The sequence below is a fragment of the Enterococcus alcedinis genome, from assembly GCF_014635985.1.
In the GTDB taxonomy this organism is placed as follows: domain Bacteria; phylum Bacillota; class Bacilli; order Lactobacillales; family Enterococcaceae; genus Enterococcus_I; species Enterococcus_I alcedinis.
In genome coordinates this window covers 181,350-194,119 of sequence record NZ_BMDT01000004.1, presented here as the reverse complement: position 1 = coordinate 194,119, position 12,770 = coordinate 181,350, and the positions used below count along the sequence as shown (strand labels likewise).

Here is a 12,770-nt window from a genome sequence, read left to right as displayed (position 1 = left end):
AGACAAAATCCCCTTTTATTTCGCAGACCCTCATGCCCCTTGGCAACGAGGAACAAACGAAAACATCAATAGGCTACTAAGAGAGTATTTTCCAAAAGCAGACGATCTAACAGGTTATTCAAAAGACTACATCAATACTTGTATCGAAAAACTAAATAAACGTCCGCGTAAGTGCGTAGGTTGGAAAACACCTTATGAGCTCTTCTTTGGCAAGGTGTTGCGTTTAATTTGACAATTCAAGCGACAAAAAAAGCAAAGGTCTATGCCTTTGCTTTTTTGGTTAATCGATTAAAATACAGGTACAACCGCACCTTTGTAGGTTTCATTGATAAATGTTTTAACTTTTTCTGATTGTAGAGCTGAAAGTAACGCTTTAATCGCATCTGAATCTTGGTCTTCTGCTCTTACTACAAGAATATTCGCATATGTTTGCGCTGCTTCTGAGTCTTTATCTTCACTTTTTAGTGAATCTTTTTCAACATCAAAATCAGCTTCTAATGCGTAATTCGCATTGATAACCGCCACATCAACATCTTGAACGGCACGAGCCACTTGTGCTGCCTCTAACTCAACAATCTCTAAATCTTTTGGATTTTCAACAATATCTTTTGAAGTCGCAGTAATATCTGCTCCATCTTTTAATTTAATTAAACCAGCTGCTTCAAGTAATAATAAGGCACGAGCGCCATTTGTCGCATCATTTGGGATCGCTACTTTACCACCTTCTGTAATGGCATCTAGTGACGCTGCTTTTCCAGGGTAAATACCGAGTGGTTCAAAATGAACACCACCAACAGAAACAAGGTCAATGCCATGTTCTTTATTGAAGTTTTCTAGATAAGGTAAATGTTGGAAGAAGTTCGCATCTAAACTACCATCATTTAAAGCGGTATTTGGTAAAACATAATCATCAAAAATTTTGATATCTAAATCATAGCCTTCTGCCGCAAGGTCTTCTTTTACTTGCTCTAAAATCTCCGCATGTGGTGTTGAACTCGCGCCGATTGTAATCACTGTTTTTTCTGCTTCTGAACCAGAACTTGCTGCCTCTGAAGACGCTGCGCCACCTTTATCACCTGTTCCGCAAGCTGCTAAACCAAGTGCCGCTGCTGCAAAAACACTTAAACGTAAAATACTCTTGAAATTCTTTTTCATCTTTATTTCTCTCCTTTATTGTTTAAAACCTTTTTTATTTTATATTTACCCAAAAATTGGGGTTTTCCCTTTTTTAACAAAAAAAAGTCCTCTATCAGTAATCTGATAAAGGACGAATAATCGCGGTGCCACCTTTGTTCGGAAGTTAAAAACTTCCCTCTGCCCATCACAATCATGATTGTAATGGCGTCTAGTATAACGTTTAGACACGACGAAATCACCTACATATCGATGATTTATCCTACGAGACCATCTTCATCTTCTATCGCAATGATTCCTTTCACCAAATGGAACCTCTCTAATAATGCTGTCAAAAATTACTCTTCTCATCAACGGATTAGCTATTTATGTTATCTCGTACTTTACATGAGAATTTTCTCATTGTCAACCTTCTTTTTTCATTAAAATGAAATGTTACATTTTATCGCACCTGCGAATCAAGTTGATCCATTGTCCTCAGTGAATTGATTATATACAGCTTCTAATCGAGCAATATCAATTTTTTTCATTTTATAAAGTTCATTCGTCACCGCTTGCGCTCGCTCTGGATGACTCGTATCCACTAAATGTACCCAATTGGCTGGTTCAATTTGCCAAGCTACACCGTAACGATCTTCTAGCCAACCACAGTCCCATTCTTTCCCATCTTGTGTGAGGTTTTCCCACAAATAGTCAATTTCAGCTTGATCTTCACAATCAACACAAAAGGAAATGCCCATGGTAAAACCAAAATCATGTTTTCCGGGGCTATCCATTACACGAAACGGCATGTCGTTTAAAGTAAATAATGCTTGCTGTAAGTTCTCACCATCTGGAACTTCTAACAAAATTTCGCTCCGTGGGAATAACGACAGCCATTGCGTCATTGCTTGCTTTGCTTGACCAAATTTTTCATTTGCAAACATGACTGCTGGACTGATTCGTTGCGGGATATTGGATAGCGCTAGTTGCCATGTCACGCCAAAACGATCTTGTACCCAGCCAAAATATTCACTAAAAGGATACGCTTGAAGAGGCATCAAGGCAAAACCACCTTCAAGTAATGCATGCCAAAGCGCTTCTAATTCTTCCTTTGTCTCACAATCAACAAAAAAAGAAATGGCTGGTGTGATCTTAAAGTCTGATCCACCGTTTAAAAGAATAAAACGTTGATTTGCAAGCGTTAAATCAACTGTCAGTACGCTACCTTTAGGCTTGTGTAAGTCATCTAAGTAATATTGCGTATCATTGATCGCACCCTTTTCAAAAACCGTGGTATAAAATTTGGCAGCCTCTTGCGCTTGATTATCTAACCATAGACAAGGATATATTTTTTTCATTTTATTTCCCAACCTTTCCATTTTTCGACAAAAAATTCTACTTCCTCTTTATTTTAAAGAAGAAGTAGAAAATTCGCTATTAAAAAGGGTCCTAATTGATTGATTTCACTCTATTTTTAAACAATCTTTACATCAAGCTTTGGTAAAGTCCTATGATTTCTTCAACTGATGTTTCCCGTGGATTCCCTGGTGTACAAACATCACGGAAAGCATCTTCAGCAATCTTCGGTAGATCTTCTGCTTTCACACCTAATTCTGCAATCGTGGCCGGAATCCCAACCTCTTTACTTAACTGTGCAATCGCCATACAAGCAGCTTTTCGAACCGCTTCTAGTGGCATTAATTCCGCATTTTGAATACCTAAAGCAATCGCTATTTTACGATATTTCTCATCTGTAAAATCTTTATTATAATTCATAATTGTTGGCAATAACGTGGCACAAGCCACACCATGTGGGATATTATACCAAGCGGATAACGGATGAGCCATACCATGAACAAGACCTAATCCGACGTTTGAAAAACCCATACCTGCAAGATACTGTCCCAATGCCATTTTCTCACGTGCTACTTCATCGCCATTAACTGAATCACGTAATGAATGACCAATCACTTCAATCGCTTTAAGATGTAACATATCGGTCATTTCCCAGGCAGCAGGTGTGATTAACCCTTCAATTGCGTGTGTCATCGCATCCATTCCTGTTGCGGCACATAATTCACGTGGCATGCCTGCCATCATCTCACTATCGATAAAGGCAACAATCGGAATATCGTGAGGATCTACACAAACAAATTTACGATTATTTTGTTTATCTGTAATAACGTAATTGATGGTCACTTCCGCCGCTGTTCCCGAAGTCGTTGGTACGGCCAAAATTGGTAACGATGGGTTCTTTGTATCCGCCACGCCTTCTAAACTTCGAACATCTGAAAATTCTGGGTTACGAACAATGATTCCAATCGCCTTCGCTGTGTCAATCGGTGAACCGCCACCAATTGCTACAATACAATCTGCCTTGGCTTGGTTAACGAATACAACGCCTTCTTCAACGTTTTCGATTGTTGGATTTGGAACGATCCCATCATAAATGACATAATCAATTTGAGCTTGATCCAAGTGCTGTGTCACTTTATTTACCACGCCAAATTTGACTAAATCTGCATCTGTAATGACAACTACTTTTTTAAATCCTCTTTTAATAATCTCAGTCGCCACATTTGCTACGGCTCCTTTACCAAAATAAGACGTTTCATTTAATATCATACGATTAATCATCTTTCTTCCCCCTTTTATTGTTCAGTGTTTCACAAGTATATTAAAACATGAAACTGGATGAAAATCAATAGCACTAGTCAATTATTTGAATCGGTTTCATTTTAATCCTAAAAGACAATCTTGTCTGACAGAATTTTCTAGCTATGTTATCCTTTTCAATATATGATTGAGAAAGATTGAGGTGAATTTTTTATGGCTATTTATTTTAACTTATCCAATCAACAACTCCCCTTTAATATCGAAAGTATCGGTAACAATTGGCAACAAGTCAGTTTACAGCGAATGGACGGCTATCCTTTGTATCACTGGTTACAAACGGAAAAAGGCGTTGGTGAAATCTGGATTGAAAATCGCAAAATTACACTCAAAGAAGGAGAAGGGATATTAATCTCTCCTTTTGTTCCGCATGCCTATTATCCTCTTACAACGGATTGGCGAACAAATTTTGCTACGTTTGACGGTTATTTAAAACAGCAATTTCATCATATGCTATCAAATAAAAGTTTTATCCTCGCTAAAAACAGCGATAATTTTTCATTTACAAAGAACATTCAAAAAATGATTCGCTCATTTGAAGAAGAAGTCGAGCAATTTTCTTTATCCATTTTGTGTTATCAATTTATCTTAACTCTCGGACAATCCCGTAAACCGATCGAACAACATGAATTATTCCAAAAGTACGTACAACCAAGCCTCGTGGATATTCAGAAAAATTATGCTCAACCCTTAACCGTTGAGCAATTGGCTCAAAAACATTATATTAGCACTCAGTATTTCAATCGATTATTTAAAAAATTTATGGGACAAAGCCCTTACCAATATTTAATTGACTTTCGTATTCGCCAAGCAAAAGAATTATTAGTGAATCAACCGGATTTATCCATTCAATTTATCGCAACAAAAGTCGGTTTTGATTCCACTAGCCAGTTCATTGACATGTTTAAAAGACGTACAAATTATACACCAAAAAAATTCCGAGGACTCTACTAGCTCCCCGGAATTTTTTATGATTCAATCACACCTAAAACAGCCGCTAAGTTCATTGGTTTGTCTTTTGAAAAAGGTGAGGTAATTGCCTCATACCCTTTTTTATCGCTACTACGTTGAAATGCAGTCATAATGTCTAACACATGGAACGTTTGTTCCATGTTTGCACGTGGACGACGATTGGCTTGTATCGCTACAGCCATCTCTGCTAGTCCTAGACCACGAGCATTTTCTTGGTAATCGAATAATAAGGGCATTTCTTTCAATTCATTGTATCCAGCTCGTAGGAGGTAAATTTTTTCACCAAAAAAATTAGGATCGGGAACAATCAATGTGCCTTTTGAGCCGTAAATTTCAAAACGCGATTGCTCTTGATAAACAACATCAAAAGTCGTCAACACGTTCCCAACTGCCCCATTTTCAAATTCTAACATCCCTGTAAGATAGGTCGGAACTTCCACCTCAATTTCCGTACCAGATTGGGGCTGACTCGTAATCATACGAGTCGGAAACGATTGACGCACCACACTCGTTACCCCCGTTACACGTCCCATCAAATGGATCATCGCTGTTAAATAATACGGTCCCATATCAAGCATCGGTCCACCACCAAACTGGTAATAAAAGGTAGGATCTGGATGCCAACTCTCATGACCGCGACAAATCATCGCTGCATTACAACCGACAATCTCGCCGATAAAATCATCTTCAATTAATTTGCGACACGTTTGAATCGATGCACCTAAAAAGGTATCGGGAGCCCCGCCAATCATCAGCCCTTTTTCTTCTGCCAAACGAACGAGATTTTCCCCTTCTTCTTTCGTTGCAGCTAACGGTTTCTCAGAATAAACATGTTTTCCGGCTTCTAAAGCTTGTTTTGTTACTTCAAAATGTTCATACGGTCGTGTTAAATTTAAGACGATTTCTACTTCAGTATCGACAAAAGCATCCACCATCGAATCATAGATTTTTGAAATTTGATATTTCTGTGCTGCACGCTCCGCTTTTTCTCGAATTAAATCACAAACACCAACAATCTCCACTTGTTTAAACAACTTTGTCAGATTTTCTAAATAAATCCCACTAATGTCGCCTGCACCAATTAAAGCAATTTTTGTTATTTTCATTTGCTGTCCCTCCGTGTTAATACATTTTTGCATCATTTTCAAATCGTTCGGTTGTTAACTGTAAGGACTCCGCTTCTTTTTTGCTTTCACCGGCCCATAGTAATCCTTGTTTCATTAATTGATGTGCCACTGGACTTTCCTCAAAGACACGATCTTGATGTCCTAATGATTGATAAAAAATACGCCCATTTCCCCAAAACTTGGTCCAAGCAACTGGCATATCAATCGATTTATTCGAAAGATGATAATAAGGCACATCAGGGTGCGGAAAACGTGTAGACGCTAAAACTTCAATCGCAGGATCGATGTGTAAATAATACTGTTCAGACGAGACACTGAAATCCATTAGTCCTGAAACGATTGGGCTTGAACCGTGGTGAATCTGTACCATATAGTCAACGCCATCGCCGCCAGGATGCGAGACCCATTGACCACCTGTCATAAATTGCCACTGTGTATCTTCACGAAAAGCATCGCACATCCCACCATGTGCACCCGCAAGTCCCATACCTTTTCCGACAAATTTTGAAACATTGTCCCTTTGCTCCTCTGTGATTTTCCCCATCGTCCAACACATAATTAATAAATCGATGGCATTCAAATGTTCTTCTTTTTCTAAATAAGTCAGATTGTCTTCGATTTGAACTTCCCAATCGCCTTCTTCTCTTAACATATTGGCAAATCGCTGGCTTGTCAGCAAGGGTTCATGCCCCTCCCAACCTCCTTGAATAATTAATGCTCGTTTCATATGCATGATTCTCCTAACTTGGGTTATTTTCAATGATTCACGACAACTCGTGGTAACCGCTATCATTTTATTGATTGATTTTTGTTGTTGCTTGTATTCTACCAACTCTTCCGTTAGAATTCATGTCAGATCAACAAAATAAGTAGACAAAAATTGGCATTTTAAAGGAGAGAAGAAATGTTTGCTTTTTATGAGAATCATCAAGAACAAGAAGCGTTCAGACGAATGACTATTCAAAATTTTGATTTCCCTAGTCACCTACATAAAGAGACAGAAATCGTCTATATCACGGAAGGCAGATGCATCTTACATATTGAGCATCAGCAATATGAATTGACCAAAGGAATGATTGCGGTTATCTTCCCACATTGCGTACATAGCTATCACGCACGATTCGATTACGAAGCGACCATTTATTTATTGGATTCCGTTTTTCTCTCTGATTATGAAGCGTTATTAACGGCTTATTGTCCAGAGACGCCTATATTTGAAAGTTCGGTCGATATGAAGTCTTTATTGCAACAAACAGAGCCACTGAGTCCAACTGCTAATTACCGACAATATTTTTTACAAAAAGCTTTGTGGCAATTGATGTTTGCTAAATTTCTCCAAGTTTTGGAATTGCGTAAACGCGCATCAGAAAACCTATCCTTGACTCACCAAATTCTGAGCTATATTGATACCCATTACCGAGAACCTCTTTCAGCAGATTCGGTTGCAGAAGCTTTGCATTCCAATGTCTATACGATTTCTAAAATTTTTTCTAATAAAATCGAAATGAGTTTTCCGCTCTACTTAGCGCATCTACGAATTTCTCATGCCAAACAACTCCTTGAGACCACAACACTTTCGATTTTAGATATTGCCTTACAATCTGGTTTTGAAACCCAACGCAGCTTTAACCGACACTTTATCAGTCAAACACAGACAACACCTCGCGTTTATCGCTCCAATTATCTTTCAAACTAAAAAACAACAACTTTGCCTCACTCTTTCGCAAAGTTGTTGTTTCTCTCTATCCTAAATCAGGAATATCTGTTAACGTAACCGTGTCTGTCACTTGACCATCTGATTCAAAGACAATGATTTCATTACTACCAATTTTTAAAATCGGTGCGGGAATATACAAACGTTTTTGAGGTCCCTTTTCCCAGAAACGACCAATATTGAATCCATTGACTGTCACGAACCCTTTACCCCAACCAGCTAAATCAATAAAGGTATCCCCTGTTTCCTCTATGTCAATGACGAAACGTGAAAAACTCGGTTGTCCTACGTGATAGCTTTTCGTGAAATCGATGTGTTCTAAGTTATCCATTGGCAATGCATACATCTCCCACTCACTTTGGAATGCACCATTGATTAAGACACCATCTTTAATCCCTTTATGTTGGTGATTCATTTTCACCGAATAGTTAACACGTCCCATATTTTCAATCAAAATCCCGAGTTCATTTTCTGGCATGTCTAAGACAAAAGATTCTTTTTGACCGATTTCTAAGTCATATTGAATGGTCTTCAATTGATTATTAATATAAATATGCGCGCGATCCATCGCTGAAATTAAGCGGAAATCGTCAATTGGACGAGCCGGCCCTATTTGACTGCGATAATAAATATAGCCGCGACCTTGGTTTAAGGCTTCCATTGACAGTGGGTAATTCGAATGGACTTTTTGACTGATGGTGTCGAGTGTCTCAAATAACGAAACACGTTGACGAACCGTCTGTTTACCGTAACGCTTCTTCTGAATCACTGTCGTTAAGGGGAATTCTGGTATCGCTGTGTGTCGGCGAATCACTTCTTTGAACGCTTCATACTTCGGAGTCATATCTCCCCACTCGGTTAACAACGCATCGTAGTCATAACTCGTCACATCCGGCATTAGTTTCTCATAATAATTGGCTCCACTAGTAAAGCCAAAATTCGTTCCTCCATGAAACATATAAATATTCACTGAGCCCTCATCTAAAATATCAGATAATTCATTCGTTGCTTCTGCCACACTCGTTGTATGATGAGCTTCATCCCCCCAAGCATCAAACCAGCCAATCCAAAACTCCATCACCATTAAAGGACGTTTTTCACCGTGGAAGGCTCGCAAACGTTTAAAGTGCTCTTTGACCTTTGAACCACAGTTAATTGTTGGTAATGCAAGTTCTGGAATCGAACCATTTTCTAACATATCCCCCCACGGACCATCTGAAGTGACTAGAGGAACATTCACCCCTTGGTCAATCATCATTTGCGCCATTTTTCGCATGTAGTTTTTATCATTCGCGTAACCACCATACTCATTTTCAACTTGCATCAAAATAATTGGTCCGTTGTTTGTGACTTGTAAATCAATGACTTGTGCGAATAATTGATCAAAATAACGATGAATTTTTTCCATAAATGGCTGATAATCAAAGCGTAATTTCAAATTGGGATCGTGCAAGAGCCAATAAGGTAAACCGCCAAATTCCCACTCCGCACAAATATACGGAGCTGGTCGCAAAATCACATATAACCCAACTTCTTGCGCCGTCTGAATAAATTTTCGTAGATCAAGGCCCGCTTCAAAATGAAATTCACCTTCATTTGGTTCATGCATATTCCAAGCGACATACGTTTCAACCGTGTTACAACCCATTAAACGTAACTTTTCTAAGCGATCACGCCAATACTCCGGCACAACACGAAAATAATGAATCGCTCCAGAAATAATTTTAAACGGTTCCTCATTTAAATAAAACGCTTCTTTAATTTCAAATTTTCCCATCTGTTTCTCCTTCTTGTTCAATCATTGCCTTTATTTTAGCCCGAATCCTTTTCTAAAAGTATCAAAAGAGAAACCTAAAAATAAAAGATTTCGAAACACTTAAGTAACGTGCGCTTACCTTTTGAATGATAGCGGTTTCATTATACGGTCAAATCCATTATACTGTCCTCATATACAGAACATCTTATAAGGAGGAATGACCATGAAACATTTTGTAATGCATAATAGTTTAGAAATTCCAGCAATTGGTTTTGGTACCGCAGGATTACGTGGTTCTTTTGGCGTCAATTATATTCGTGAAGCCATTGACCACGGTTATCGTCTACTCGATTCTGCCTATAACTACGAAAATGAAGGGGCTCTAGGTGAAGCGATTCGCCAAAGCTCTGTCGCTAGAAGTCAACTTTTTGTCACAACCAAATTACCGGGTCGCTTTCACGAATATAATCACGCGTTAAAAACCATTCAAGAATCTTTGTATCGCTCAGGTCTCGATTATTTTGATCTTTACTTGATTCACTGGCCGAACCCTAAACGCGATCAGTACGTTGATGCCTGGCGGGCTCTGATTGATGCACAGCGCTTAGGATTGATTCGCACAATCGGTGTTTCAAATTTTAGCCCAGAACATATTGAGCGTCTTATCCAGGAAACAGGTGTCACACCTGCTGTAAACCAAATTGAATTACATCCTGGCACAAGTCAAAAAACATGGCGAGCTTATCATGAAGAAAAAGGGATTCTCACGCAAGCTTGGAGTCCTCTCGGCGGTGGCAGCGAGATTTTAAATCATCCACTGATTGCCACACTCGCTGAAAAATATCAAAAGAACAGCGGACAAATTATTTTACGTTGGATCTATCAACTCGGTGTTGTCTCAATCCCTCGCTCAACGAATTTACAACGTCAAAAAAGCAATTTGACTATTTTTGATTTTTCGCTGACTGTCGAAGAAATCGAAAGTATCACAAACTTAGATACTTCTCCCGATGGACATGGCGCCAATTCAGATGAACACGAAGAGCTCTAATTTTTTAGAACAATTTAAAAACCCCTTATTTCGAGTTTTCCTCGAGATAAGGGGTTTACTGTTATTCTTTTATTCGTTCAAATGATTTAAACATTTTTCGTTGATAGGTTAGCTGCCCCTTGTCACCTTCTACAAACTGATGATAGTCCTTCTTCCCTACATCAAAAGAAAGGCGTTCCCCTTTGTCATCTTCAAAAATAAATGTAAATATTGATGAAGTAAAATTATTTTGTGTGCGACGAACAGACTGGTCTTTACCAATCAACGTGACAGTGATCGTCGTTGGTGTTGCATTCATATTTAAACTAACATTTATTAATCGATAGATAAAAATCCCCAACATAATAAAAAAAGTAAGTAAAATAAAAAACTGAAAAAATGAAAACATTGGTGGTTCTTCCAACAGCATATAACTCTCCATTGCCCATCCTCCATCATCTTTTTTGTTCATTATACTATATATGAATAGATAATTGATAAAAATAAAAAATGCTAACAATTGACTTTTAATAGTCACGAAAAACTATAGAACCTCTTTTATTAACGAGTACCATTCTATGATTTCCTCTTTTTATAGTTAGATCCATTAGGAAAAGGCATTTTGAAGATATTTGCTTTAATATCTAGATACTCTAATACAGGCCCGTTATTTCCGTAGATTAATTCAATTTCCTCTATTTTTTCAAACTTTTCAGATACCTTACTATGTATGAGTACGATATTTTTACTGTCTGAAAAAATCAGTTTGTCAATTAAATTATAATAGTCATCATCTGTTACTTTAACCTGTTTAGAGTTAGTCTCTTCTCTATAAGGAAGCATATCAACCACACCATATTTTTTATTTTTATAATTAAACTTTTGAGTTCCGAAAACTATTTCATCTGCATTTTTTTTATCTAAATTGAAGGTGATAAGTCCCGCATCATATAATCTAGGGAAAAATAAAGATCTCTCACCAGAAAAATAGTGTCCATTACGATTCGATTGTACTGGTGGATTCAACGCAACAAATAAAATATCCAATTCTTTATAAAAATACGGAGAATTCTTTTCTGTTAATCGCATAACAACAACTCCTTTTAGGAAATTATGTATCAGAAATAATATACTGATCTATTATTTTATACCGGACTATAGCAGAATGTCTTTTAAAGAGATTCTCTAAATTATATTTCTTTTATAGTTAGTCGTCCCTCTAAAAGCAACTTGTGCATTAGATTCTTACCATGATTTTGATTATTCATAGTCAATCCATATTGTTCTAACAATGCACCTACCAGGTTTGCATGTTCTGAAAGAATCTCTGAAGACGTCCTTTCACCATAAACTGAACAGCAAAATACTAGAGAGACTTCACTTTGATAAATCTCATAGTAGTCAAATATCGATTGAAAATAGGAATAATCTAATTTACTTAATGAATGACCGTAAAAATAAATATTCTTCAATTCATTTTTATTATCTATGTATATTAAGTCATCTTTACTCTTAGACTGAACCAATTTTCTGAATGTTTTAGTATATTTAAAAACTGACGATGTTGCTTTGATATCATTTTGATCTATTCCAAAAATAATATTGTCACGATCCAGCCGACCGTGAACATTCGTAATAATATTTTTAAAACGATTCGGAATAGTATAATTAAATGATAGTACTGAAAAGTTCTCACTCTCTGCAATATCTTTACCTACAATTTTCTTTAATTGCGTTCCAATTCTTCTTTGATATTTCTTATTTTGGGATAGTTTATTCTTCAAAAAATCAGCAAAATCTTTCTCAAATAAAAATAATTCACTTAATAAAAACTCATCCATATTTTTCTTTTCACAATATCTATCAGCAGGCAAAACATAATAAGCCATAACGCTACTTAGCTTTAACGCACTTTCTATGTTTCTTTTCTTGTGATCACCACCAATAACAGCAAATCCTACTTCCTTAGATCTCCCTAAATCCGAGTATTTTTTAGTTAAATCCAACTTAGTTATTATATTCAAAATATTCTGTTCAATGTTGTGCCACTCTTTTTCACTCGTATTTCCATATACATAATAAAATAAAAAATCCCAGAATGTAAGGTTCCCCTCTTTAATTTCGTTGTACTCACTAAAAGGTATTTCATACTCTCTAAAGGCTCTATCCCCTTTAAAGATAATTGATCTATGATTAAAATTTCTACCATTACCATATCTTTTGAAATGTTCTAACTGTTTTTCAATACTCTTTGATATCCTAGCATCAAAAAAATGAGTATAGGTTGATTCTAATCCACAAGATAAATCCAGACCATTGCCAACAATTACTAAATTCTCTTTCACATAAAAACCGCCTGTCCATCTAATTACACTCAACATG

The 12,770-nt window shown here is 37.1% G+C and carries 13 protein-coding genes and 1 other annotated feature; of the genes, 4 read left to right on the top strand and 9 right to left on the bottom strand.

Features of this window, described 5'->3' with window-relative positions; translation table 11 throughout:
• Window positions 1-232: IS30 family transposase (locus tag IEV09_RS06515; RefSeq protein ID WP_188367469.1), on the top strand; the 232-nt coding region annotated here is incomplete at its 5' end.
• 56 nt (window positions 233-288) lie between these two features.
• On the opposite strand, the gene IEV09_RS06510 is transcribed toward IEV09_RS06515, so the two are convergent.
• The 3 genes from IEV09_RS06510 to fucO form a co-directional block, all read right to left on the bottom strand.
• A complete protein-coding gene (locus IEV09_RS06510) occupies window positions 289-1,155 on the bottom strand; it encodes a MetQ/NlpA family ABC transporter substrate-binding protein (protein WP_188367468.1) in 867 nt (288 codons plus the stop codon).
• Window positions 1,156-1,260: 105 nt separating this feature from the next.
• Window positions 1,261-1,497, bottom strand: a binding site (T-box leader).
• 95 nt (window positions 1,498-1,592) lie between these two features.
• On the bottom strand, window positions 1,593-2,474 hold the full coding sequence (locus tag IEV09_RS06505; RefSeq protein ID WP_188367467.1) for a VOC family protein: 882 nt from the start codon (window positions 2,472-2,474) through the stop codon (window positions 1,593-1,595).
• A gap of 127 nt (window positions 2,475-2,601) precedes the next feature.
• Window positions 2,602-3,753 (bottom strand): lactaldehyde reductase, encoded by a 1,152-nt coding sequence (fucO, locus tag IEV09_RS06500; protein WP_188367466.1) that lies wholly within the window; start codon window positions 3,751-3,753, stop codon window positions 2,602-2,604.
• A gap of 192 nt (window positions 3,754-3,945) precedes the next feature.
• Between fucO and IEV09_RS06495 the strand changes: the two genes are divergently transcribed.
• Window positions 3,946-4,743, top strand: coding sequence for a helix-turn-helix domain-containing protein (locus IEV09_RS06495; protein WP_188367465.1), 798 nt, complete (start codon window positions 3,946-3,948; stop codon window positions 4,741-4,743).
• Window positions 4,744-4,757: 14 nt separating this feature from the next.
• Here the strand turns inward: IEV09_RS06495 and IEV09_RS06490 are convergent, their stop codons facing one another.
• Both IEV09_RS06490 and IEV09_RS06485 read right to left on the bottom strand, forming a co-directional pair.
• A complete protein-coding gene (locus IEV09_RS06490; RefSeq protein WP_188367464.1) occupies window positions 4,758-5,867 on the bottom strand; it encodes a Gfo/Idh/MocA family protein in 1,110 nt (369 codons plus the stop codon).
• 16 nt (window positions 5,868-5,883) lie between these two features.
• Window positions 5,884-6,615, bottom strand: a complete 732-nt coding sequence (locus tag IEV09_RS06485; protein ID WP_188367463.1) for a ThuA domain-containing protein — start codon at window positions 6,613-6,615, stop codon at window positions 5,884-5,886.
• A gap of 177 nt (window positions 6,616-6,792) precedes the next feature.
• On the opposite strand from IEV09_RS06485, the gene IEV09_RS06480 reads away from it, so the two are divergent.
• Window positions 6,793-7,584 carry an AraC family transcriptional regulator gene (locus tag IEV09_RS06480; protein WP_188367462.1) on the top strand — a complete coding sequence of 264 codons (792 nt, stop codon included), beginning with the start codon at window positions 6,793-6,795 and terminating at the stop codon, window positions 7,582-7,584.
• Between the two features lie 46 nt (window positions 7,585-7,630).
• Here IEV09_RS06480 and IEV09_RS06475 read toward each other — a convergent pair whose 3' ends face one another.
• Window positions 7,631-9,379: a glycoside hydrolase family 35 protein gene (locus IEV09_RS06475; protein ID WP_188367461.1), complete on the bottom strand. Its 1,749-nt coding sequence runs from the start codon at window positions 9,377-9,379 to the stop codon at window positions 7,631-7,633.
• Window positions 9,380-9,581: 202 nt separating this feature from the next.
• Between IEV09_RS06475 and IEV09_RS06470 the strand changes: the two genes are divergently transcribed.
• Window positions 9,582-10,409, top strand: coding sequence for an aldo/keto reductase (locus tag IEV09_RS06470; RefSeq protein ID WP_188367460.1), 828 nt, complete (start codon window positions 9,582-9,584; stop codon window positions 10,407-10,409).
• Window positions 10,410-10,470: 61 nt separating this feature from the next.
• On the opposite strand, the gene IEV09_RS06465 is transcribed toward IEV09_RS06470, so the two are convergent.
• The 3 genes from IEV09_RS06465 to IEV09_RS06455 all read right to left on the bottom strand — a co-directional run bounded on the left by IEV09_RS06465 (window position 10,471) and on the right by IEV09_RS06455 (window position 12,733).
• Window positions 10,471-10,830: a DUF2500 family protein gene (locus tag IEV09_RS06465; RefSeq protein WP_188367459.1), complete on the bottom strand. Its 360-nt coding sequence runs from the start codon at window positions 10,828-10,830 to the stop codon at window positions 10,471-10,473.
• A 134-nt stretch (window positions 10,831-10,964) separates the two neighbouring features.
• Window positions 10,965-11,477 carry a uracil-DNA glycosylase family protein gene (locus IEV09_RS06460; protein WP_188367458.1) on the bottom strand — a complete coding sequence of 171 codons (513 nt, stop codon included), beginning with the start codon at window positions 11,475-11,477 and terminating at the stop codon, window positions 10,965-10,967.
• 101 nt (window positions 11,478-11,578) lie between these two features.
• Entirely contained in the window at window positions 11,579-12,733 is a 1,155-nt protein-coding gene (locus tag IEV09_RS06455) for an AbiH family protein (RefSeq protein ID WP_188367457.1), read from the bottom strand.
• Between the last annotated feature and the right edge of the window lie 37 nt (window positions 12,734-12,770).